The sequence below is a fragment of the Polynucleobacter necessarius genome (assembly GCF_900096755.1).
GTDB classification, from domain to species: Bacteria; Pseudomonadota; Gammaproteobacteria; order Burkholderiales; family Burkholderiaceae; genus Polynucleobacter; species Polynucleobacter necessarius_K.
On the sequence record NZ_LT615227.1, the window covers coordinates 993548 to 1016118 of the forward strand.

At 45.7% G+C, this 22571-nt stretch carries 25 protein-coding genes and 6 pseudogenes; 19 read left to right on the forward strand and 12 right to left on the reverse strand.

Going from position 1 to position 22571, the window contains the following annotated elements; all coding sequences use genetic code 11:
- Positions 1 to 24 precede the first annotated feature (24 nt).
- Entirely contained in the window at positions 25 to 267 is a 243-nt protein-coding gene (locus DXE27_RS05225) for a DUF3820 family protein (RefSeq protein ID WP_128113186.1), read from the forward strand.
- 3 nt (positions 268 to 270) lie between these two features.
- Here DXE27_RS05225 and DXE27_RS09670 read toward each other — a convergent pair whose 3' ends face one another.
- Both DXE27_RS09670 and DXE27_RS05230 read right to left on the reverse strand, forming a co-directional pair.
- Positions 271 to 531 carry a hypothetical protein gene (locus tag DXE27_RS09670; RefSeq protein WP_231969672.1) on the reverse strand — a complete coding sequence of 87 codons (261 nt, stop codon included), beginning with the start codon at positions 529 to 531 and terminating at the stop codon, positions 271 to 273.
- On the reverse strand, positions 500 to 1297 hold the full coding sequence (locus DXE27_RS05230) for a DNA/RNA non-specific endonuclease (RefSeq protein WP_231969673.1): 798 nt from the start codon (positions 1295 to 1297) through the stop codon (positions 500 to 502). Before DXE27_RS05230 ends, DXE27_RS09670 begins: the two co-directional genes overlap by 32 nt.
- 509 nt (positions 1298 to 1806) lie before the next feature.
- On the opposite strand from DXE27_RS05230, the gene DXE27_RS05235 reads away from it, so the two are divergent.
- On the forward strand, positions 1807 to 2799 hold the full coding sequence (locus DXE27_RS05235) for a transglycosylase SLT domain-containing protein (protein ID WP_128113187.1): 993 nt from the start codon (positions 1807 to 1809) through the stop codon (positions 2797 to 2799).
- Between the two features lie 82 nt (positions 2800 to 2881).
- Here DXE27_RS05235 and DXE27_RS05240 read toward each other — a convergent pair.
- Positions 2882 to 3233 (reverse strand): annotated as a pseudogene (locus tag DXE27_RS05240) (FKBP-type peptidyl-prolyl cis-trans isomerase).
- A gap of 235 nt (positions 3234 to 3468) precedes the next feature.
- Between DXE27_RS05240 and DXE27_RS09150 the strand changes: the two are divergent.
- Positions 3469 to 4337: pseudogene (locus tag DXE27_RS09150) on the forward strand (DUF6352 family protein).
- 14 nt (positions 4338 to 4351) lie between these two features.
- Here DXE27_RS09150 and DXE27_RS05250 read toward each other — a convergent pair.
- Positions 4352 to 5549: pseudogene (locus DXE27_RS05250) on the reverse strand (MFS transporter).
- A 248-nt stretch (positions 5550 to 5797) separates the two neighbouring features.
- Here DXE27_RS05250 and DXE27_RS05255 point away from each other — a divergent pair.
- The 6 genes and pseudogenes from DXE27_RS05255 to DXE27_RS05280 all read left to right on the forward strand — a co-directional run bounded on the left by DXE27_RS05255 (position 5798) and on the right by DXE27_RS05280 (position 11784).
- Complete coding sequence (locus DXE27_RS05255) at positions 5798 to 8032, forward strand: NADP-dependent isocitrate dehydrogenase (protein ID WP_128113188.1); 2235 nt, start codon at positions 5798 to 5800, stop codon at positions 8030 to 8032.
- A gap of 122 nt (positions 8033 to 8154) precedes the next feature.
- Positions 8155 to 8532, forward strand: coding sequence for a BLUF domain-containing protein (locus DXE27_RS05260; RefSeq protein ID WP_231969674.1), 378 nt, complete (start codon positions 8155 to 8157; stop codon positions 8530 to 8532).
- A 104-nt stretch (positions 8533 to 8636) separates the two neighbouring features.
- Positions 8637 to 9599, forward strand: a complete 963-nt coding sequence (msrP, locus tag DXE27_RS05265; protein WP_128113189.1) for a protein-methionine-sulfoxide reductase catalytic subunit MsrP — start codon at positions 8637 to 8639, stop codon at positions 9597 to 9599.
- Positions 9600 to 9612: 13 nt separating this feature from the next.
- A pseudogene (locus tag DXE27_RS05270) lies at positions 9613 to 10170 on the forward strand (lipocalin family protein).
- A 16-nt stretch (positions 10171 to 10186) separates the two neighbouring features.
- Positions 10187 to 11122 (forward strand): MBL fold metallo-hydrolase, encoded by a 936-nt coding sequence (locus tag DXE27_RS05275; RefSeq protein WP_231969675.1) that lies wholly within the window; start codon positions 10187 to 10189, stop codon positions 11120 to 11122.
- Positions 11038 to 11784, forward strand: a complete 747-nt coding sequence (locus DXE27_RS05280; protein WP_128113191.1) for an SDR family NAD(P)-dependent oxidoreductase — start codon at positions 11038 to 11040, stop codon at positions 11782 to 11784. The genes DXE27_RS05275 and DXE27_RS05280 overlap by 85 nt, the downstream gene beginning before the upstream one ends.
- On the opposite strand, the gene DXE27_RS10235 is transcribed toward DXE27_RS05280, so the two are convergent.
- Entirely contained in the window at positions 11781 to 12041 is a 261-nt protein-coding gene (locus DXE27_RS10235; protein WP_331852057.1) for a DUF2889 domain-containing protein, read from the reverse strand. The two genes, DXE27_RS05280 and DXE27_RS10235, sit on opposite strands and share 4 nt — an antisense overlap.
- A complete protein-coding gene (locus DXE27_RS10240) occupies positions 12022 to 12351 on the reverse strand; it encodes a DUF2889 domain-containing protein (protein WP_331852058.1) in 330 nt (109 codons plus the stop codon). The genes DXE27_RS10235 and DXE27_RS10240 overlap by 20 nt, the downstream gene beginning before the upstream one ends.
- 59 nt (positions 12352 to 12410) lie before the next feature.
- Here DXE27_RS10240 and DXE27_RS05290 point away from each other — a divergent pair, with 59 nt between their 5' ends.
- Both DXE27_RS05290 and DXE27_RS05295 read left to right on the forward strand, forming a co-directional pair.
- The gene (locus DXE27_RS05290; RefSeq protein WP_128113192.1) at positions 12411 to 13136 is read left to right on the forward strand and encodes a pseudouridine synthase; all 726 of its coding nucleotides are present in this window, start codon (positions 12411 to 12413) and stop codon (positions 13134 to 13136) included.
- Complete coding sequence (locus DXE27_RS05295) at positions 13137 to 13436, forward strand: 4a-hydroxytetrahydrobiopterin dehydratase (RefSeq protein ID WP_128113193.1); 300 nt, start codon at positions 13137 to 13139, stop codon at positions 13434 to 13436.
- A 3-nt stretch (positions 13437 to 13439) separates the two neighbouring features.
- Here the strand turns inward: DXE27_RS05295 and DXE27_RS05300 are convergent, their stop codons facing one another.
- Positions 13440 to 13655 carry a hypothetical protein gene (locus tag DXE27_RS05300; protein WP_128113194.1) on the reverse strand — a complete coding sequence of 72 codons (216 nt, stop codon included), beginning with the start codon at positions 13653 to 13655 and terminating at the stop codon, positions 13440 to 13442.
- A 196-nt stretch (positions 13656 to 13851) separates the two neighbouring features.
- Between DXE27_RS05300 and DXE27_RS05305 the strand changes: the two genes are divergently transcribed.
- The 4 genes from DXE27_RS05305 to DXE27_RS09675 all read left to right on the forward strand — a co-directional run bounded on the left by DXE27_RS05305 (position 13852) and on the right by DXE27_RS09675 (position 16915).
- Complete coding sequence (locus DXE27_RS05305) at positions 13852 to 14349, forward strand: (2Fe-2S)-binding protein (protein ID WP_128113195.1); 498 nt, start codon at positions 13852 to 13854, stop codon at positions 14347 to 14349.
- Positions 14350 to 14411: 62 nt separating this feature from the next.
- Positions 14412 to 15791 (forward strand): molybdopterin cofactor-binding domain-containing protein, encoded by a 1380-nt coding sequence (locus DXE27_RS05310; RefSeq protein WP_197712318.1) that lies wholly within the window; start codon positions 14412 to 14414, stop codon positions 15789 to 15791.
- Positions 15749 to 16231, forward strand: a complete 483-nt coding sequence (locus DXE27_RS09155) for a molybdopterin cofactor-binding domain-containing protein (protein ID WP_197712319.1) — start codon at positions 15749 to 15751, stop codon at positions 16229 to 16231. Before DXE27_RS05310 ends, DXE27_RS09155 begins: the two co-directional genes overlap by 43 nt.
- Before the next feature lie 363 nt (positions 16232 to 16594).
- Positions 16595 to 16915 (forward strand): ferric reductase-like transmembrane domain-containing protein, encoded by a 321-nt coding sequence (locus DXE27_RS09675; protein WP_231969676.1) that lies wholly within the window; start codon positions 16595 to 16597, stop codon positions 16913 to 16915.
- Here DXE27_RS09675 and DXE27_RS05320 read toward each other — a convergent pair.
- Complete coding sequence (locus DXE27_RS05320) at positions 16872 to 17717, reverse strand: transporter (RefSeq protein ID WP_172457112.1); 846 nt, start codon at positions 17715 to 17717, stop codon at positions 16872 to 16874. The genes DXE27_RS09675 and DXE27_RS05320 overlap by 44 nt on opposite strands.
- A 208-nt stretch (positions 17718 to 17925) precedes the next feature.
- Between DXE27_RS05320 and DXE27_RS05325 the strand changes: the two genes are divergently transcribed.
- Positions 17926 to 18249 (forward strand): hypothetical protein, encoded by a 324-nt coding sequence (locus DXE27_RS05325; protein WP_231969677.1) that lies wholly within the window; start codon positions 17926 to 17928, stop codon positions 18247 to 18249.
- A gap of 112 nt (positions 18250 to 18361) precedes the next feature.
- Here DXE27_RS05325 and DXE27_RS10435 read toward each other — a convergent pair.
- Positions 18362 to 18863 (reverse strand): annotated as a pseudogene (locus tag DXE27_RS10435) (SOS response-associated peptidase family protein).
- A gap of 81 nt (positions 18864 to 18944) precedes the next feature.
- Here DXE27_RS10435 and DXE27_RS10045 point away from each other — a divergent pair.
- Together DXE27_RS10045 and DXE27_RS05340 are read left to right on the forward strand one after the other, a co-directional pair.
- Positions 18945 to 19079 (forward strand): hypothetical protein, encoded by a 135-nt coding sequence (locus tag DXE27_RS10045; RefSeq protein WP_269459803.1) that lies wholly within the window; start codon positions 18945 to 18947, stop codon positions 19077 to 19079.
- A 44-nt stretch (positions 19080 to 19123) separates the two neighbouring features.
- Positions 19124 to 19789: a peptidylprolyl isomerase gene (locus DXE27_RS05340; protein WP_231969678.1), complete on the forward strand. Its 666-nt coding sequence runs from the start codon at positions 19124 to 19126 to the stop codon at positions 19787 to 19789.
- Positions 19790 to 19855: 66 nt separating this feature from the next.
- Here DXE27_RS05340 and DXE27_RS05345 read toward each other — a convergent pair whose 3' ends face one another.
- From DXE27_RS05345 to fdxA, 3 genes are all read right to left on the reverse strand, one after another.
- Positions 19856 to 20347 (reverse strand): dihydrofolate reductase, encoded by a 492-nt coding sequence (locus DXE27_RS05345; protein WP_128113199.1) that lies wholly within the window; start codon positions 20345 to 20347, stop codon positions 19856 to 19858.
- A 10-nt stretch (positions 20348 to 20357) separates the two neighbouring features.
- Positions 20358 to 21152 (reverse strand): thymidylate synthase, encoded by a 795-nt coding sequence (locus tag DXE27_RS05350; RefSeq protein WP_128113200.1) that lies wholly within the window; start codon positions 21150 to 21152, stop codon positions 20358 to 20360.
- A gap of 100 nt (positions 21153 to 21252) precedes the next feature.
- Positions 21253 to 21576: a ferredoxin FdxA gene (fdxA, locus tag DXE27_RS05355; protein ID WP_128113201.1), complete on the reverse strand. Its 324-nt coding sequence runs from the start codon at positions 21574 to 21576 to the stop codon at positions 21253 to 21255.
- A 119-nt stretch (positions 21577 to 21695) separates the two neighbouring features.
- Between fdxA and DXE27_RS05360 the strand changes: the two are divergent.
- Positions 21696 to 22522 (forward strand): annotated as a pseudogene (locus DXE27_RS05360) (2-hydroxyacid dehydrogenase).
- The last annotated feature ends 49 nt before the right edge of the window (positions 22523 to 22571 follow it).

Consider the following 22571-nt stretch of genomic DNA (forward strand, 5'->3'; position numbering starts at 1 on the left):
CTTTGCTTGTAAGATTTCCGCTAGATGAATGCAGAAGCCCTCGAAAAACTCGTACTTATGAAGATGCCGTTTGGCAAGCGCGCTGGACGTGCGTTGGCTGATTTGCCGGGAAATTATTTAGCGTGGTTTGCGCGCGAGGGGTTTCCAAAAAGCGAGCTAGGTCAGTTGTTGGAGTTGATGCACACGCTAGATCACAATGGCTTGCGTGGACTTTTGGCGCCCATTCAAAGGGCGCACGGACTGCAAGCTAAATCAAAATTACTTTGAGCGTTATTTTGAGCGAATGATCGCCGTGACCTGGTTTCGTTCGTAACTCACAGTTGTTGAGTCTGGAGGGCTGCTTTGCAGCAGGCTGGCAGACATGCTGGTTTGGGTTTCTATCTGCGCTGCTAGCTTTTTGGCCAACTCGCTATTGCGATCATATTGAATTTGAATGCTCGCCACTTTACCTTCCTTGATGCGAGCAACGATTTCATTGAGCTTGCTGGGTGAGTAATCATCAAAAAATACTGGATACCATCCGCCTACCAATGCCTTCTGAGCCTTTACTGGCGTGATTTCTAGGTTGATAGGGTGAGCGTCGCCCAGTAATGAGTAGTTGAAAATCGATACCCGTTTTTTGCACAAGCTCTTGATATGTAATTGGCGGAGTCATTCTGGCTTCATTTGTATTTTCTATCCAGTAAGCCCATGCTGTTTTCTTGCTAGGGTCATAGACCAATTTATATAAATAGCTTGGGATGGTGACTCGACCCTTTCCAATGCTTCCGCTATTTCCGGTTGACCCGGTAAAGATATAGATATCGCCAGGCGCTCTTTTGACATAGGCTCTCGTTGGCGCCTCAACATTCTTTGCCCAGATGCCCTGATTGTTTTGTCTTGCCTGAGGCATCATGTTGGCCAATGAGAATGATTGAGCCATGGAACGCTCATTACTCATATCGCCTGCAGGAGCATTGTGGCCGCGATCGTAGCCGCTGCCACGGTAGTCTGCGAGCAAGGCTCTTTCGGAGAAGGGAAGTCTAGCTTCTTCGTAAAACTGGTTGCTTCTGCGAGGGTGTGGTGCAGAAAGCTGTTCTTTGTTTAACTTCTCCACGGTATAGATAGGCTTCTTATCTAGAGGCGAGTAGTAGATTGCAAAGCTATCAAAACACAAGTCTCGCCCTACTTGGGTGGCAACTGGAACCTTCTGGTCTGGGAAGAGGTCTTTGCAGTCCTCAAAGGCAGCCTGCGCGCTTAAGGAGGTTAAAGGCGCCGAAAGAACTAAAACGGTAAAAAGGCTGCGAAGGAATTTCATGGGTTCTAAGTGTAGGGTGTGTTGTCGTTGATTGCCGGACTTTACGTTCTTGATTAGCTCCGGAGCTAGTGATGTTGAGGCAAATTCTGATCTCTGATCCGGCTAATCGGTGAGGTGTTTTCAGGAAATTCTCTGTTAAATAATGCCTTGCAGCAAAACCTGGCCGTGTACTACCGGTAGAAAATGGGCTGTCCAGAAACACTAGACGTATGGTTTTTGGGTGCGATTTTTCCCCTAAATTGAAAAAAAGTCTGAATTCAGACAATTTTTTATAGTATGAAATTAGCGCCTCCTAACTTCTATAAGTCACTGATTTAATTATATTTAATCGATATATGAGAACAGTCATTCGGGATATCCTGTATTTCTAGATCAATAAGTTATCGAAAGTAGGTTCTTTATTCTTGACTTGATATAAAAACCTTTTTAGGATGACCCATGTTTTTTACATATTGCGATGCAGCATAAATCAGCTTATCGGTTTTTTAATGGGGTCTCGCAAAAAATGAATGAGTAAATGTTTATCTAACAATTTGAGTGATCAGCAGAATACGCAACCAAGCATCTTGGCTGCGAAAGAGCAGCTAGCGCATGCCATGGCTCCGGTCTACCGAGTTATTAATGGCTTACTCGTTGTCACCGTATTTATGGTTGTTGGGCTTTGGCTTTCAGGTAACGGTGCGAATGCCGGCGCTTTTGATTTGGCGCGCATCCTAGTTCCTGATGAAGCTCGTCACATGGTGTGGAGCAATGGCTTTGGCATGCTCAACCAATATAGAGATTCAACTGAGGTTTCTGCAGCGCAAGTTTCCGATACTGAAATCGCAGCGGTGATCTATAGCAAGTCCAAGACTGCAGGCAACTCTGGCTTTGTCAGCGCTAAACAGCAAACAGTAGCCTTGCTAATGCCTTCCGTAGCGCAGCTACAAGTCAAATCAATTTCCCATTTGTCTGATCGCATTCCTTCTTCGAAGATTGATCCCCAGGCTTTGGATAGCAACTTGATGGGCTCAATTCAGAATCAACGCGCAGTTGCCGACTTCTTCGAAAAGAAATACAGCTTAGATCGCGCCAAGATTGAAGAATATGTTTCCAACACAATCTTGATTGCCAAAGAAGTGAATATTGATCCAGTGCTGTTGTTGGCGGTGATTTCAGTGGAGTCAAACTTCAATCCAAACACCAAGAGTCATGCTGGTGCTGAAGGCCTCATGCAGGTTATGACTTCAGCGCATAAAGACAAGTACGCTCTTTTTGGCGGAACATCAGAGGCATCTAAACCAGAGGTCAATATTCGTGTTGGCGCCTATATCTTGAAATACCTCATTGCAACAGCTGGTTCTTTGCGCAATGGCTTGAAGTATTACGTTGGTGCTGCAAATGCCGAGGATGATGGCGGCTACGCTGATAAGGTGATGGCCGAAAGAAATCGTTTGATCAGCTTATGCCAAAATCGCTCACCCAATCGTTTGACTTTGAACGGCAAAGATTTGCGCTCATAATCTAATCTATCGAGCTGCATAAAGCAAAGGCCACCCTAGGGTGGCCTTTTGTTTACTGTGGCGGCTAACTCAGTTGATGAGATTAGTTTACGCCGTGTAATTCCACATCAAATACCAGAGTTGCATTTGGAGGGATAACGCCACCAGCGCCACGCGGACCATAGCCCATTTCGGATGGAATGATGAGAGTGCGTTTGTTTACCGCCGATTTTCATACCAGCCACACCTTCATCCCAGCCTTTGATCACATGTCCAGCGCCCAAAGGAAAGCTAAAGAGTTGACCGCGATCTAATGAGCTGTCAAATTTTTGACCCTTGTTATCAGAGGCATTCTCGTCAAAGAGCCAACCCGTGTAATGAACGTCCACGTGATTTCCTGCAGCAGCTTCTTTGCCTTCACCAACAACGGTATCGATTTTTTTGAGTTCACTCATGATGTTTTTCTATTTCACACAAATTGACTGGCTAGTATATTCTGAGCCTTATTAATTCATCAGGTGAGCTTTACTTAGGGGCGTGCATGACAAATTACTGGCCCAATTCTGCGTATAAAACCTTAAATACCAGTCCAGACAACCAATTGTTGGTTACAGATGACTTTTTGCGCACCTACTTGCATAGGCCGGAGCTATAGAGTTGGTTGCTGAATCTTGCGATGCTGAGCGAGCCTTGCATCAGCGCTTACTGGATGATCCTCGTGCCGATATCACCGAAGGTGTAATTGACGCCATGGCAGATGAGGATATTCGGGAGAATTATCGAATTTGGTTCCGTTACAGGGCGCGCCTGCTTGCTGCAAGCTCATTGGAAGGTTTTTATATGAGCCTATTTAAGGGTGATGGTGTTGATGTGCCCCCTTATTTGTAGCGCAGCTGGCCCAAATCTTCGTAAGACATATTCTTGGGGATGAAGCACACCCAATGGATGTTCGTATGGGGGAGATCTTTTTTAGATCACAAAAGATTAGCGTGATTGAAGAGGGTATTGTGATGGCTGCAGACGATGAGACTGTCACACGCAATGCGCAGACTGGGGATACTGGAAACATTATGGATTTACTTAAGGGTAAATCGATGGCGATGCGCTCCGCTGATCTAGATGTCCTTCATGAAGATAATGCCGATGAGTATTGGGCGCGCAACGAAGACTTCGAGTTTGCGGTGCAACTCAATTTTGGACATGAACCCATTAATCATTTTTGTCGTGTCCTTGAGAAATGGTTAAAACATTTTTTGGGGATTGCCGTGCGCATTACCCCAATGCAGCAAATTACCGACCCTAAATGGTCTTGGCATGTAGGCTTGGATGTAGTGGCAACAGAAATATTGAACAAGCTTTATAACAAAGAGACTGTAGAGGCTGATGAGCTGGAAAAGATTATTTGCTTATTTCGTCTCGACTTTGTGGATCAGGCTGCTGTAGCCAAGTTTCAGGAGGGTAAGCCTGTCTATATGGCGATTGCGATGAATGAGCAAAAGCTGTTGAAGTTAAAGCCCCAAAACCTCTTATTTAATTTGCCGCCGGCAAAGGCTTCCTGACCCGCCATTGCCAGTTAGTGAGAATGCTGTTGTTTGGTTTTTCCAGAAAGCCAAATTAAGGCTAATGCGGTAACTATGACGGGCGCTATAGATCCCAAATTGAGGATGTTCCATCCCTGTGAGGTGATCAGGGCGCCGGAACTAAAAGAGGTAAAGGCGCCATCCGTGCCAAAGACAAAAAAGTTGATGGCCGCCTGGGCCTTATCGCGCTCATTGGGTTTGTATGCTGTCATTGCTAGCGATGTTGAACCTGTAAATAAAAAGTTCCAACCAACGCCTAGTAAAAACAGTGCAATGAAAAATTGATGGAGATCTGTGCCGGTAAGCACAATCAAGATGCAAAGAAAGTTTAGGGCGACTCCTACACCCATAATTTTGAGTGTGCCAAAGCGCTGAATTAAGGAGCCCGTAAAAAATCCTGGAGCAAACATGCCAATCACATGCCACTCTAAAACGAGGGCGGTATCAGAAAAGGGTAGTCCGCAAATTTGCATCGCTAGAGGAGTGGCTGCCATCAGCAAGTTCATTACTCCGTATCCAAGGGCAGCTCCAATCACTGCAACCATAAAGACGGGTTGCCTCAAGATGGTTTTGAGTGGGCGACCATCTGAAAGGGCGTGCTGGGTTTTGAATTCTTCTGGGAAGTGAATGCACTGCATCACGAAGATACCCATGAAGCCGGCAATTGATAGCGTGAGATAGGCCCCTAAGAATGCGGTGTCAAACAAATCTTTGGTCCAGGAGGCTAGGTTGGGCCCAATGACTGCTCCCAATATTCCTCCAGCAAGAACCCAGGACACTGCTTTGTCACGCTGGCTTACCTCGGTAAGTTCTGCGGCAGCAAAGCGGTACAGCTGCCCATTGGCGCTGTAGTAGCCCGCAATAAAAGCGGCCCATCACCAGGAGCCAAAAGTTCCTGCTAATGGCGGCATAGGCGCAGAAGAGGGCGGACAGCATGGCCACCAGTAGACCGAGTTGAAAGGAGATCTTGCGACCAAAGCGATTTTGAGATTTGACAACAATCGAGGTTGAAAAGGCTCCCCCAATGACATATCCCATGACGGGCAGGGTTGCCATCCACCCTACGGGGGCGAGACTGAACCCAACAAGCCCATTAATTGCAATAAAAGTGACGTTATTGGTGAGGAATAAGCCCTGGCAAATAATGAGTAAAACGAGGTTTCGGTTAAGTAGGGGGTGTCTGCTGGGCATGGAACCCAGTTTAAGGTGTATTTACTCTTTTGGTTGCCTCGGTGGATTCCCTTAAATTGAGGCTTTATGGGGCAGTTTGAGGTGCAAAGCCCCATTTTTGCCAATGCCGATGATTTAAAATGTAGGACTCGCCTCGTTGGCAAAGTGAAAGTGAAAGTGCCCGCTAAAAGCGGCTTGCGAAATGTGGAATATGAGAGAGTTGGGTAAAAACCTGACTCTGAAAATTTATCAATATTGAGGAAACTTTAATGGCTTCAGAGAAATCAAAGATTATCTACACGCTGACAGATGAAGCGCCACTTTTGGCGACTTGTGCTTTTCTGCCGATTATCCGCACTTTCACAGCACCTGCTGGAGTAGAGATTGTGAAGAGCGACATTTCTGTTGCTGCTCGTATCTTGGCTGAATTCGCTGACTGCCTCACTGCAGAGCAAAAAGTTCCCGATAACTTGGCTGAACTTGGCAAGATGACTTTATTGCCTGATACCAACATTATTAAGTTGCCGAACATTAGTGCCTCCGTCCCTCAATTGCTTGCAGCTATTAAAGAGTTGCAATCTAAGGGCTACAAGATCCCGAATTTCCCAGAAGATCCAAAAACAGACGAAGAAAAATCGATCCGCACTCGTTATTCCAAGTGCCTAGGTAGCTCTGTAAACCCAGTATTGCGCGAAGGTAACTCTGACCGTCGTGCACCGCCCGCTGTTAAGCGTTACGCTCGCAAAAATCCTCACTCTATGGGTGAGTGGAGCCAAGCTTCCCGTACGCACGTATCCCACATGCATGGCGGCGACTTCTACTCTAGCGAGAAGTCAATAACCATGACTAAGGCGTGTAATGTGGCCATGGACTTGGTAACCAAAAGCGGTAAGACTATTGTTCTCAAGGCAAAGACCCCTCTGTTGGCTGGCGAAATTATCGACAGCATGTACATGAGCAAAAAGGCACTTTGCGAGTTCTATGAAAAAGAAATCGAAGATGCTTATAAGACTGGCATGATGTTGTCCTTGCACGTGAAGGCAACCATGATGAAGGTATCTCACCCAATCGTGTTTGGTCATGCTGTAAAGATTTTCTACAAAGACGCTTTTGCAAAGCATGCTAAGTTGTTTGAAGAGTTGGGTGTGAATGCCAATAACGGTATGAGCAGCCTATACGAAAAGATCAAGACTTTGCCAGAATCTAAGCGCGAAGAAATCATTCAAGATCTGCACGCATGTCATGAGCATCGTCCGGCTTTGGCAATGGTTGACTCTGCTAAAGGTATTACCAACTTGCATTCTCCAAGCGATGTGATCATTGATGCTTCTATGCCAGCAATGATTCGTGTCGGTGGCAAGATGTGGGGTGCGGATGGTCGTTTGCACGACACCAAAGCTGTGATTCCAGAAAGTACTTTTGCCCGCATCTATCAAGAAATGATTAATTTCTGTAAGACACATGGCAACTTTGATCCAACAACGATGGGCACAGTGCCTAACGTGGGTTTGATGGCTCAACAGGCTGAAGAGTACGGCTCACATGACAAGACATTCGAGATCCCAGAAGCTGGCGTGGCACGTATCGTTGCTGACGACGGCACTGTATTGATCGAGCAAAATGTAGAAGAGGGTGATATCTGGCGTATGTGCCAATGTAAAGATGCCCCGATTCGTGACTGGGTGAAATTGGCCGTGAATCGTGCACGCCTCTCCAATACTCCAGCAGTATTCTGGTTAGACGAGCACCGTCCACACGAAGCTGAATTGATCAAGAAGGTAAATACTTACCTCAAAGACTACGATCTCAAGGGTGTAGACATTCAGATCATGTCTCAGACTCGTGCAATGCGTTACACATTAGAGCGCGTTATTCGCGGTAAGGACACAATTTCTGTTACTGGCAACATCTTGCGTGATTACCTCACGGACTTGTTCCCAATTATGGAATTAGGTACTAGCGCTAAGATGCTTTCCATCGTGCCTTTGATGGCTGGTGGCGGCCTCTTTGAAACTGGTGCTGGCGGTTCTGCTCCTAAGCACGTTCAACAGTTAGTGGAAGAAAACCACTTGCGTTGGGATTCACTCGGTGAGTTCTTGGCTTTAGCTGTATCTCTAGAAGATATTGGTGATAAGACTGGCAATCCTAAAGTGAAGATCTTGGCACGTACTCTCGATGAGGCTACTGGCAAATTGTTGGATAACAATAAGTCACCTTCTCCACGTACTGGTGAGTTGGATAACCGCGGTAGTCAGTTCTACTTGGCCATGTACTGGGCTGAAGCATTGGCAGCGCAAACTGAAGATAAAGAGCTCCAGGCCTACTTTGCGCCTTTAGCTAAATCTTTAGCTGAAAATGAGGCGAAAATTACCGCCGAATTAAAAGCAGTTCAAGGCAAGCCGGCGGATATCGGTGGTTACTTTGTTGCTGACCCAGAAAAGTGCAAAGCGGTGATGCGTCCAAGCGCTACCTTTAATGCAGCTTTGAAGGCGATGCGTGCTTAATAGGTAGAACCCATAAGTACTAATTTTCTAAATTAGTCCTAAAATTCAAAGGCAAACTTTCGGGTTTGCCTTTTTAATTTGTAATTCTTATTAATCGTTTCTCTATTACCCATTCTTGAGTTATGCCAAAGCCAAAAGACCTGGTTGAATTGAGTTATCTGAGCGAAGCAGTCTCGGATATGTCTTTTCTAGGTTTGATGCGACTTCTAGAGTTGGCGCGTGCTTTCAATCAGAAAAATGGTATTACCGGCATCCTTCTGTATGACAACCAGCAGTTTGGTCAAATCATCGAAGGCGAGCGCGCCAGCATCATGAAGGTCTGGAAACGTATTCAGGACGATAAACGTCATCATCGCGTTGAGCTCTTAGAAATTCGTGAGATTGCAGAGCGCAGTTATCCTGAGTGGCTATTGCGTTTTTATGGTGGCGAAACGCTGACTCGAGACTATCCAGCACTAGCGCAAATGGTGGGGGCATGGATAAGCATAGTATGGCCCTGATGAATAAGATGCGCGAAACCGAGCGCTAATACTTCTTTAGGCGTCTTCAGCAATAAAACAGTATCAGTAGCAAAATAGCCTCATTACATTCATTGAGGTGAGATATGCGTTTTATTGATAGAACCATCCTTCCGAGTGATATTACCCCTCAAGCAGTTTTTGAAAATCGCCGCTCCTTGATTAAGGCTGCCGCTGCAGGTAGCTTTGGTAGGGCCCTGGCGCCTTGGTTTTCTAGAGAGGCGCTTGCGGCTAATCCTGAAAAGCTGAATGTACAACTCAATGCTACGTATTCCGCCGCAGATGAAACTACCCCCTATAAATACGCCACCACGTATAACAACTTTTATGAGTTTGGAACGGATAAAGCAGACCCCGCTGCAAATGCACACACCCTACAAATAAAGCCATGGTCTATTTCAATTGAGGGCTTAGTAAAGAAGCCTGTCACTCTTGATATGGACGCATTGCTCAAGCTAGCGCCAATGGAAGAGCGCATTTACAGAATGCGTTGTGTTGAGGGTTGGTCGATGGTCATTCCTTGGGATGGATTTTCTTTATCGAAGCTGATCAATAAAGTCGAGCCGTTGGGATCTGCAAAGTTCGTCGAATTTATTTCCTTGGCAGATCGTAAACAAATGCCGGGGGTAAAGAGCAATATTATTGATTGGCCTTATCGTGAGGGCTTGCGAATGGACGAGGCTATGAATCCTTTGACTCTACTGACATTTGGTATGTATGGTGAAACCCTACCAAAACAAAACGGAGCCCCGGTGCGTATTGTGGTGCCATGGAAGTATGGCTTTAAGAGTGCTAAATCGATTGTCAAAATCCGATTTACTGAAGAGATGCCTAAAACGAGTTGGAGTCAATTTGATGCACGGGAATATGGCTTTTATTCCAACGTAAACCCCCAGGTTGATCATCCGCGCTGGAGCCAGGCATCGGAACGTCGGATTGGTGATGGTAAGGGCGTATTTGCACCCAAGATCAAAACCCAAATGTTTAATGGGTATGCCGACCAAGTAGCAGGCATGTATGCGGGAATGGATCTCAAGAAATACTATTAAGTATGATTGAGTGATGACCAAACTTTATTCCGCAGTATTTGCCGGCATTTTCTGCTTTATTTCTTTGACTGCCTATGGCCAGTCAGATGAAGCAGTTAAAACCATTTCATCTTTGGATGTTCCACGATATTTAGGTACGTGGTATGAAATAGCCAAGTTTCCGAACTGGTTTCAGAAAAAGTGCGTCGGGAATATAAAGGCCGTGTATTCAGTTAGGCCGGATGGAAATCTGAAAGTGCTCAATAGCTGTAAAACGGCCGATGGCAGCATGTCTGATGCTGAAGGTACAGCACGCCAGCTTGGCGCAAAAGACTCCCCTAAGTTGGAGGTACGCTTTGCACCCGCATGGCTTTCTTTCTTGCCCATGGTGTGGGGGGATTACTGAGTGATTGACCTGGACCCGCAGTATCAAGTTGCCGCCGTCAGCGATCCACGCCGAGAATATTTATGGGCTCTATCTAGAACCCCTCAGTTGGACAAGAAAGTCTATGACGATTTGCTGCAACGTTTGCAGGCGCAGCAGTTTGACGTGCGCAAACTAGAGATGACCACTCAAGCTGTATCGAAATAACAGAAATAAGAAAATCGTGACTGCACATCTATTGCCGCCAGGTATTGAAGTTTTTGAGAGAGGCTGGCTATCAGCTAATAACATCCTGCATTATGGTGACGCTGATGTGTCTTTGGTGGACAGCGGTTTTCATGCTCATCAGAATCTTACTTTATCTTTAGTTAGACATGCATTAGAAAAAAATGGGTTAGGTCAGCTAAATAAAGTAGTTAACACTCATCTCCATTCAGATCACTGTGGTGGTAATGCTGCTCTAGAAAAAGCGTTTGATTGTGAGATCTATATTCCGGCTGCCGAAGCCTTGGCTGTCAAGACATGGGATATGAATTTACTCAGCTATGAAAACCTTGGGCAAGAGTGTCCCCGGTTTGCGCATCACAATGTATTGGTCCCAGGGCAGCAGATACAGTTGGGTCGATATCGATGGGATATCTTGGCGGCCCCTGGTCATGACCCGCATTCGGTGATGTTTTACCAGCCAGAGCATGAGATCTTGATTTCAGCTGATGCCTTATGGGAAGAAGGATTTGGTGTCATTTTCCCGGAGCTGTGGGGTGAGCCTGGATTTGAAGAAGTGGCGCAAACTCTAGACTTAATTGAATCGCTGTCGATCAATCTGGTGATTCCTGGTCATGGCAAACCTTTTGCGGATGTTGAAAAATCTTTATCTACAGCGCGCTCTCGATTGGATTATTTGGCCTCAGATCTTGATCGTAACGCTAGGCATGGTGCAAAGGTTTTATTGAAATACCGGCTATTGGAGTGGCGCAATCAAGAATTATCATTAATCAATGAGTGGATTGCTCAGACGCCTGCATTAATTAGTTCGGCCAAAATTCTAAATATGAGTATTGAAGAGTTTGCCGAATGGTTGCCAAGAGCTTTGGTGAAGCAACCGCAAGACGTTTTTTGGCTAATGGTCATAAAGTCATTGCTGTTGGCAGAAGATTAGAGCGCTTAGAGGCATTGAAAAACTCATTGCCTGCTGATCAACAGAAAAAACTCCTCACCATGGTGGTAGATGTTTGTGATAGCGCCAAGGTGGACGCTCTGGCTGCCGCTTTGCCCGCTGAGTTTTCGAAGGTTACTGTGCTCGTGAATAATGCTGGCCTGGCATTAGGCTTAGAGCCTGCGCATAAAGCGTACTTGAGTGATTGGGATCAAATGATTGATACCAATATCAAAGGCTTGGTACACATGAGCCGCGCTTTTTTACCGGGAATGGTTGAGCGCAAATGTGGGCACGTGATTAATTTGGGATCTGTGGCTGCAAATTACCCCTACCCAGGTGGAAATGTCTATGGTGGTACTAAGGCATTTGTAAAGCAGTTTAGTTTGAATTTACGCGCTGACTTGATTGGGACTTCAGTGCGAGTCACTTGTATTGAGCCTGGTATGTGCGCTGGAACAGAGTTCTCAAACGTTCGCTTTAAGGGTGATGATGAGAAAGCGGAGAAGGTTTATACCGGTGTGAAGGCTTTGAGTGCTGACGATGTTGCAGAAACAATCTATTGGTCAGCTACTTTGCCGAGCCGTATGAATATCAATGTGCTTGAGGTGATGCCAGTGCAGCAAGCATTCAATGCATTTAACGTGCATCGCGGAGAGTTTTAAACTCCAGGCTTTTTCCATTGATAAAACTGGGGATAGACTCGCATCACAACGGGTCCATCAAAGTCCCAAGATTTGCAGGTGCCCAAATATTTAGGAGGCTCTTTGCCTTCTGGGTCAAAGAATGCGCCTGGAATGGATTGAAAGGCTGCTGTCGCTAGACTGTTGAGAAGTTCTCGCAAGTGAGTGCAGCCTTTGATTCCACCTAAATTCATATCAATCGTTTTTCGCCAGCCTTTTTCAAGCTTTGCACCAATCAATGAGAGATTTCATAGGGGGAACGGCGGCGGTGCATTCGGCATGTGGGTGTCCATCCATGACTGCTTCAATGTCTTGTACAACCAGATCGCTATTTACTGTGACGCGCACCCACATGTCATGAAACGCCTCACCAGGCTGCCAGGTTTTAGCGCTCGTAACAAAGGGGTTTGATTTGAAGTCTTTTAGATGACCTTCAATATCCCAAAGTCCATCCTCCCTTGCATACCCCTGAAAGGTAATTTCTCTTGTATGAAGTGGTGAGCGGGGTTGTGGGGCTGAAAGCATGTCAATAGATAGGTGTGAGGGCAATATCTAATGATATCAACTGCTAGAAAATCGGGGGTGCCCTGTAGTATTCTCTGCAGCATATGGCAAACCCCATTTCTTTAGAAAAAATCCTCTTTAGCCAAGGCTTTGGTACACGTCGCTATTGCAGTGGTTTGGTATACGCTGACCTCGTTAAAGTGAACGGGGTGCAGGCGGAGGATCCTGAGCAGCGCATTCCTACTGAAGGTTTAATGCTAAATGTTGAGGGTAAGGATTGGGAATATCACGAAAAGGCTTACATTGCCTTTAATAAGCCGCCTAACTATGAGTGCTCGCATAAGACTACACATCATCCTAGCGTCTATAGCCTCTTACCCAGTCCTTTTGTAGAGCGAGGGCTGCAATGCGTTGGACGTCTAGACTATGACACTACCGGTCTATTATTAATTTCTGATGATGGTCAGTTCATTCATAAGATGACTACCCCAAAGAAAAATATCGGTAAGGTTTATGAAATCACTACACCTGATCCAATCACTCAAGGCCAAATAGACCACCTACTCAACGGAGTAGTGTTGGACGATGATCCTAAGCCTTGCTACGCCACTGCTTGTAAGTTGATTTCTGAGAACGTATTGGCGATGAGCATCGTTGAAGGTCGCTATCATCAGGTCAAGCGCATGATGGCTGCCGTGGGTAATCATGTTGCCAAATTACATCGAGTTGAAATTGGTGCTTACATCATGCCTGCAGATTTGGCTGAGGGCCAGTGGCGCTGGCTATACCCAGAAGATTTAAAGCAACCATCTCAAAGTGTTGCCGCTTAAATGAATAACGCTTCGTTGCCTGTCGATTTTGATTTTGTGGGCGGCGCACTTTTATGGGTGCAGGATGTTGAGCGCAAGATTATCCAGCGCGAGTTTGTATTTAAAGACTTTGACCAGGCTTTTCAATTCATGACGCTTAGCGCCCAATATGCCCAAGAGATTGACCATCATCCCGACTGGTCAAATTCTTGGAGTCGGGTGATGGTGCGCTTAACAACGCATTCTGCTGGCGGACTGACTCAGCTTGATATTGAGATGGCTCAGGCAATGAATCAATTTGTCGAGCAAGTCAATTATTAGTAATTAGTGCTCGTCACCTTCGTGATCTTCCTCGTTCATGCTCATGAGGATCGTGGCTAATAGACCGTAGACTACTTCAGTAGAAATCATGCCATCTTCATCAAGCTCATCAATTAAGTCATTCAAACGATCTTCAGTGGGCTCATTGAGCAAGGTCATTGCACATTCACACCCATAGTCAAAATCTTCGTCGTTTTGGGTTTGATTCTCTTCGGTCATATATATCCTTAATTGAGGCTTCAGAATAGCAAATTACGACCAAATTCGATAGGAATAAATGATTCCCGCCCGGACCGCCTTAGCTAGATACTGGTCCATTGGGCTCAAGGGATCAAAAGCAGGGTGAAAAAATGTGCGCCTGCAAAAAGCCAATAATGATTTATAGTGATTTGAAAATAAAACTATAGGAGACAGTATGAAACTCAATGTAAATGGAAAAGTCCACGATATTGATGTGGAGCCGGATATGCCCTTGTTGTGGGCAATACGTGAGGTGGTTGGCTTAACGGGTACTAAGTACGGTTGTGGTGTTGCTCAATGCGGCGCTTGTACTGTTTATTTGAATGGCGAACCAGTGCGTTCATGCTCCATTCCGGTATCAGCCGTCGCAAATGCAAAAATCACAACGATTGAAGCGCTCTCTAAAAATAATACGCATCCTGTACAGCAAGCTTGGATTGCGCTGGATGTTCCTCAGTGTGGATATTGCCAGTCAGGACAAGTAATGGCAGCTGCTGCACTCCTAAAGAGAAATCCTAAACCAACTGATGCGGATATTGATAGCGCTATGGGCAATCTTTGTCGCTGCGGTACATATCAAAAGATTCGGGATGGCATTCGTGTTGCATCCGGTCAAAAGAAATTGGCAGATGTTCTGGCGCAATACGACGCAAGTCTAGCGACTCGCGGATAAGGAGAAGAATATGACATTAGAAAATACTTCCCGCCGCGAATTTATTATCAAAGGCACGATGCTTGGTATTGGGCATTGGCGCTATACCAGATGCGCTTGCGCAAGCCGGCGTTGCATACGATCCGAATACTCCAACTCAATATGGTGAGGCCGAAGTCAATGCTTGGGTCAGCATTAAGCCGGATAACACGGTATATATCCGTATAGCGTGTTCAGAGATGGGTCAGGGCACTCGTACCGGTTTAGCTCAGCTAGTGACTGAAGAGCTTGAGTGCAACTGGAAAAAAGTCAAAACTCAGTCTGCAACCCCTGGGCAAAGTTTGGCGCGTAAACGTGTTTGGGGTGAGCATGGCACAGGCGGTAGCCGTGGCATTCGAATCTCCGAGGACTATGTGCGTCGCGGTGCTGCCGCTGCTCGCATCATGTTGCTTCAAGCGGCTGCCGATCAGTGGAAGGTCTCTGTAGGTGAGCTAAAAGTGGATAAGGGCGTTATCACACATATTCCAACAGGGCGTAAAACTACATACGGCAAAGTTGCTGAATTGGCATCCACCTTAACGCCGCCTGATCCTAAGTCGATTACCTTACGCAATCCTCGAGATTGGAAGGTTGCTGGGCAGCCTTACGCACGTCTTGATACTGCCAATAAGGTAAATGGTGCTAAGGTATACGGCTTGGATCTACAGCTCCCTGGAATGGTTTGTGCATCTATAAAGGCATGCCCTGTATTTGGCGGCAAACTGGTGAGTTATGACGAAGCCAAGATCCAAAATATGCGCGGAGTTAAGGGGGTTGTCAAAATTAATGACAGCACTCTAGCTGTCGTGGCTGATACCTGGTGGCATGCCAATAACGCATTAAAGGCTTTACCAATTGTTTGGGATGAAGGTAAAGCTGCTGGCGTCTCGCAAGATGGTATCGATAAGATGTTGCGTGAAGGCTTAGATGAGCAAGGAGACTTTTGGCAACGCAAAGTCGGCGATGCACCTCAGGCAATTAATAGTTCTGCCAAAAAGGTCGAGGCCATTTATTACACGCCATATCGCGCACACGTCACGATGGAGCCGATGAATGCCGCCGTAAAGATCACTGGTGATCGCGCAGAAGCTTGGGTACCAACTCAAAATGGCGAGGGCTCACTTGCAGCGCTATCAGAAGCCACTGGGTTCCCGCTAGCCAATTGTGAAGTTTACAAATTAGATTCTGGTTGCGGATTAGGGCGTCGCGGATCAACACAAGACTTCACGACTTTTGCTGCCAAAGTGGCGCAAAAATTTCCGGGAGTTCCTGTGAAGGCTATCTGGAGTCGTGAGGAAGACATGACTCATGATTACTATCACCCGATTGCGATGGCGAAAATGACTGCCGGTATAGATGGTTCAGGCAATCTAACACAGGTATGCATATTAAAGTTGCGGGCCAATCGATTAATGCCACATTAGCGCCACAGAACATTAAAGATGGCAAGGATGAGCGTCAGCTTCAAGGCTTCTATGAAAAAGTCACCCGTTTAGTATTCGCCCTCAATTCTGGACATGTCGTTAATCCATACTTAACGCGTGAACAAATTGAAGGCTCTGTTGCAATGGCTTTGGGCGCTATTTTCTTGCCTGAGATTTCAGTCGAAAAAGGCCGCATCAGGCAGCAGAATCTGGATACTTATCCACTCCTCAAGCTTTCAGCAACCCCTAGAATTGAAACTGTTCTGGTGCCTACCTATGACTTCTGGGGCGGGGTAGGTGAGCCTACTATCTGCGTTGTGGGTCTTGCTGTGGCAAATGCGGTTTCTGCTGCGATTGGAAGGCCAGTTCGAAACTTCCCGCTAAGTAAGGAGGGTTTAACTTTAGCGAAAGTTTTGCCAAGGCTTTACTTGGAAAAATAAAAAGGCCGCTGATGCGGCTTTTTTATTGCTTTGAGATTGTTTTGATCATCTAATATGGCTTATGAAATTGTTTAAGAGCGCTATTTTTGTTGCTGGCCTGATACCGCTAATGCGTCTATTTTGGTTTGGCACGAATGATGGTCTTGGCGCCAATCCTATCGAATTCATTACGCGCTCTACTGGAACATGGGCTTTAGTATTTTTGTGCATTACCTTGGCAATGACACCGCTGCGAGTGTTCAGTGGATCGACATCTTGGATTAAGGTGCGACGGATGCTGGGACTATTTAGCTTCTTCTATGCCTGTATTCATTTTTCAATTTGGTTTTGGCTTGATCAGGATCTAGACATTAGTGTAGTGCGATGTGGGCAGACGTTATTAAGCGCCCCTTTATTACTATGGGTTTTTTGTCGTTTGTTCTGCTTATTCCGCTGGATCTCACCTCCAATCAGTGGGCGGTTCGTCTATTGGGGAGGCGCTGGGCTTTATTACATAAACTCATTTATCTCATTGCTTGTACTGCCATTGTTCACTACCGGTGGCATAAGGCCGGAAAGAATGATGAGGGTGTTGTGATGATTTTATGGTGCAGTGATTTTGGTATTGCTGCTTTATCGTTTGCCAATGATCAAAGCGTTTCTACAAAACAGAATAAAACCGAAGTCGTAAAAAGTAGGTTTTGAGTTTTGAGTTTTGAGTTTTAAGATTTAAAACTCTGTGGTGTAGCGCATGATGAAGCGACGTGTTTCTACAAAACCATTTTTGATTTCCATATCGCGACCGTATTGAAGGCTGATACGGCCAAAGGGGTAGTAGGCCAACGCGCTCAATAAAAATCTTTGAGTATTGAACTACATTATTTTGATAGGTATTGCCAATCGTTGTAGCGCCACCAGCTACATAGAAATACGATGCGCCAACGGTGTATGTCTGGTTGAACTTGTAGATGGGGCCAAGTTGCGTAGTTGTCAGCGATTTTTGTGTAAGAGAGGTGTTGGTTGCAGAGAGGCAGGCTGCAGCGCACTGACTATTGCCGCCGAACCACATCGTATCGACCGCAATCATGCCATCTAAGCTTCCAATAATGGGCTGTTGATAGCCCATCTGAATATCAGATTTATAGCGATTTTCTCCGGTATTGAAGGGTTGTTGGCTGTTATAGCTTCCGGTTGGTGCGGTAAGGTAACCGGCAATACCCAAATATCTACGATTAACTCGATCAGAGTATGGCCAGATGGCTGTAGCAAAAGTTAAATCACCAATGCCGGTATCTGTTGGGTATCCGGCAAGAGAGCCTGCTGGTTTGATAGTTCCATAAGGCAGTTGTAAATACGATACTGCTGGTAGGTCGCTCACAGAATAGTATGTGAGCAAACGCAGAATTGCACTTTGAGTGCTGATATCTGGGCTCTTGTAGGGGCCTGTTGAGACTACTGAGCCATTTCTGTAGAACGTGCTGTTATCAGTATTGAGATAACTGATCATTGCATGATTTTTACCTGGTATGGGGGCATACGATATCATTCGGTTGTAAATCAATTGCCAGCGCAGTAAACGGCAGGGCCATCGAGGCAAAAGCAAGTGATCTAAAAAATTTCATGTGAATATTGTAATTAATATAAAAATTACATGCTGAATAGACGGTAATGCATTGGTATTGAGCTCTGTTTCAATATTCACCTACAATGAATTGATGAAATCACTCTATTTAAGTTTGTGTAGCGCCCCTTTCTTGTTGAGTGCTTCAGTGCTGGCTCAAACCCCAGTAAATCAAGGCATGCAGACCTTTTCTCCGTATTCAGCGCAGCAAATTAATGAGTTTAATCATCAGCTGATATCGCCGGTAGAAGGCCCTTTTGGTCCAGTTGCGCCAAATGCCCAGGAGATGAACTTAAGACAAAAACCCACTTTAGATTCTAAGTTTTACAACAACCCTGAAGGTGAGGATGAGGCTGAGGCACTCGAGACTGAGTCAGCGGAACCCTATCAGCCTTCGAGCCCTGCTATCAGTTTTTAAGTCGAGAGCTTATATAAAGCTGACTTAAGCAATTTCGAGATCTGGAATCGAACTGAGCTGCAGTAAGGAATGAGCGGTATCTGGGCTTGCGTTTAACCAATCGCTAAATAACTCAGGCCTCATTGGCACTATGTATGGTGCGCTTTTCGTCTTCTAGTTTATGAAAACGTTTCATGATCGGATGTTCGCTAGCATCAATAGTTAACATTGAAAATGACACGATCAATTCACCGGTTTCGGGTTCTGTCCAGGTGTCCCATATGGATGCAATCGCCATAGGTTCACCATTCGATTGTTTGATTCCCGTTCGTACCGCTTTACCTGTTTCATAGTTGGGTTCATAAAACGTATCGGCTAAAGTCAGAGCGTAATGACGCTTTGACCATGCGTTTCTATAAGAAGGTTTTTCGACCAAACTCTTCGTCTTTTGCCCAGGATGGAATTAAGCCAAATCGAGCCAGGCCGATAGCAGTACGGCCAGTATTGTGGCTCTTCAGCACAATGGCCCCAGGATAGGTTGGAAATACATCGTGAGCGGCGGCAACGGGAAGATCAAGGTCAAAATGATTTTTGACCCAATCAATGTTGGCCGTGGTGAGGTATTGAACACACATGTTTTTATTCTACTGTGGCTAGGGCTTGCTGACGACCCTCTCCTGTTACTATTGGGTCTACTTTTTAGAAAGACTTTATTCATGAAACCCTTGATTTCCTTCCTTAAGCCAAAAATGATCAGCATGCTTGCTGGAGCGATTTTGTCGGGCGCATTTACTGCCGCCCCCTCTATGCACAGCAAAGTGGTTTGCCGCTTAATGCGGCCGCATCCGTAAATGGAGCCATCATTACTAATAACATGGTGGAGCAGGGAATTAAGATGGCGCTATCTCAGGGTCAGAAAGATTCTCCTGAGCTGCACAAGGCTGTAGTGCAAAAATTTATCGAAGTATTCCTCTTGTCCCAGCAGGCTGAAAAGGATGGCTTAGCGAATTCGGAAAAGGCAAACAGTCAGTTGGCACTCATTCGTCAAAATTATTTGGCCGATCTTGAGCTTTCTACATACATGGCCAAGAATCCAATTTCCGATGCCGATGTACAAGCTGAATACAACAAAGAAATTGCTTCGCTTGGGCCACAGGGCGCGATTGTGGAATACAAGATCAGTGATATTGCTGTAGCAAGCGAGGCGGATGCCCAAGCTGCTTTAAACAGAATTAAAAAGGGCGAAGCTTTTGATAAGGTCGCTAAGAGTGCTTCTTTGACCCCTAATAAAGCTCAGGGTGGAGCAGTTGGTTGGGTTCAGCCTGGACAGGTCGGCCCGCAAATCGGTGCGGTATTGATGAATCTAGCTAAAGGTCAGGTATCACAAGCCCCTATTCAGGTTCAACAGGCTTGGTATTTGATCAAGCTGGAAGATAAAAAATCTAGTAAGCCGCCAACCTTTGAGCAGGCTAAACCAGCGATTCGTGCTGGTATGACGCAAAGAAAGCAGCTCGAGTTTTTATCTCAAATTGCAAAAGACTCCAAGATTATTGTGCAGTAAAAAATAAGGGCTCCTAGGAGCCCTTATTCATTGATTCAACATTTCAGTTGAATCTTATGCGGTACTTTATTTTCGCTCTTCTAGCGTTACAAAGTTAAAAGTAATGTCGCCTTCTGATCCTGGGGTGCGTTCAACGGCCTTCCACTCTGATTCATTTGGAACCTCAAAGAAGGTGTCACCACCATCGACATCCATATCAATTTCAGTGATGTAGAGGCGATCGGCTTTATCAAAGGTTTGTTTAAAAAGCTGCTCTCCGCCAATCACGAATACACGTGGAAATTCATTTAGAGAGTTGAGAGCTTCATCTAGAGAGTGCACAACCTCAGCGCCTGTAAGCTCAAGATCTTTATTGCGAGTTACGACGATATTGCGACGTCCTGGCAAAGGGCGGCCAATGGATTCCCAAGTCTTGCGGCCCATGATGACAGGGTGGCCCATCGTAACGCGCTTAAAGAATTGCAAATCCGCTGAGATCTTCCAGGGCATCTGGTTATCACGACCGATTACGTGATTGCGCGAACGCGCAACGATCATGGAGATGGCAGGCTGAGTCATGGCGTTGTTCTTAAATGGCTACAGGAGCCTTGATGTGGGGATGTGATTCATAGCCAACAATCTCAAAATCTTCGAACTCATAGTCAAAAATCGAGTCAGGCTTACGCAAAATATTCAACTTAGGCAACGGGAAGAAGTCTCTAGAAAGCTGGAGATCGATTTGTTCGAGATGGTTGCTATACAAGTGGCAATCACCACCGGTCCAAATAAAATCGCCCACCTCTAAGTTGCACTGTTGCGCCATCATATGGGTAAGCAATGCATAGCTAGCGATATTAAAAGGAACGCCCAAGAAAATATCAGCACTACGCTGATAGAGCTGGCATGACAATTTGCCATCAGCCACATAAAACTGAAAGAAGGCGTGGCATGGAGCCAAAGCCATGCGAGTTATATCAGCAACGTTCCAGGCGGAAACAATGATGCGACGTGAGTCTGGATTTTTCTTGATGGTCTCAACGACTTCGGAGATTTGGTCGATGTGCTTCCCGTTTGGGGCTGGCCAAGAGCGCCATTGATAGCCATAGATTGGGCCTAAATCGCCGTCTGGGGCAGCCCATTCATTCCAAATGGATACGCCGCGATCTTTAAGCCAGTTGTTATCAGTGCTGCCTTTGAGAAACCAGAGTAATTCGTAAATGATCGATTTAAGGTGTAGCTTCTTGGTCGTCACCATCGGGAAACCATCTGCCAAGTTAAAGCGCATTTGATGGCCAAACACTGAGACGGTACCAGTACCAGTTCTATCGGATTTATTGACGCCCTTAGCTAGGACTTCTTTCATGAGATCGTGATATTGGCGCATAGATGTATTGGCTTATTTAGATTTCTAAAGACCTAGTTCAAAACTTTAACGGGGCTATTAAGATCGATGCAATAGGTCTTGCATCGACTGATAAAGGCTCTTACTTTACTAACTGATCCAGTTTATTTTTAACGTCTTTCCATTCTTCGGCTTCAGGTAGAGCGGATTTAGATTTGGTGATGGACTTCCAAGAAGGCGATAGATCAGCATTGAGCTTGATAAATGCCTGTTGATCGCCAGGAACATCATCTTCTGCATAAATTGCATTTACCGGGCACTCTGGAACGCAAACTGCACAATCAATACATTCGTCTGGATCGATTACGAGAAAGTTAGGGCCTTCGCGGAAGCAGTCAACTGGGCAAACGTCAACGCAGTCAGTGTATTTGCAGCGGATGCAGGATTCGGTAACAACGTAAGTCATAGCGGTTTTATTTTAAGGACCCTAAATTCGAGCTTGCTAAGTTGTAAAACCTCAATTTTAGCCGAATTAGCCTAATTTTCAGGCTAAAGGGTTAATTTACTTGAGGTAAAGTTCCCCTTATGAATACACAAGTTACCCCGCAAACTGGCAGCCAAAAGCCCAAAATTCTTGTAGCTAGGGCTATTTTCCCTGAGGCTTTGGCCAATGCAAAAGATTTAAAGGTGGTGGCCAATATCTCTGTGGGCTATAACAATTTTGATGTACCTGCCATTACCGCAGCTGGTGTGATGGCAACCAATACGCCAGACGTATTGACCGACACAACTGCTGACTTTGGTTTTGCATTGCTAATGGCTACTGCGCGCCGCATTACAGAGTCTGAGCATTGGGTAAGGGCGGGCAAATGGGATAAGTGGTCGATTGTGAACAACCCATTGGGTATGGATTTGCATCACTGTTGGCATCATTGGCATGAATGTGATTTATCACAACCGTAGCCATCTATCAGATGCTGATGAAAATGCTTGTGGCGCAATGTATGTTTCCAAGGAAGAGTTGCTGCGTACTGCTGATCATGTCGTTTTGGTTCTGCCATACACAGCACAGAGTCATCACACCATTGGTGCAGCAGAAATCGCACTTATGAAACCCACTGCAACCCTCATAAACATTGCTCGCGGGGGTATTGTGGATGATGCGGCTTTGGCGCAAGCACTGAAAGAAAAGAAGATTTTTGCTGCTGGTCTCGATGTATTTGAAGGTGAGCCTTCGGTTCATCCGGAATTGCTCCAATTGAGCAATGTTGTTCTGGCTCCACATATTGCTAGCGCAACAGAAAAGACTCGTAGGGCTATCTATGGTGGATTTGGCTATAGAAAACTTACGTGCTGCATTAGATGGCAAAAAGCCGCCGAGCTTAATCAATGCTGAAGCGCTAAAGACTTAATCAAGTTAGTTCGACAGATAAAAAATAAAGCCGAGTCATGCTCGGCTTT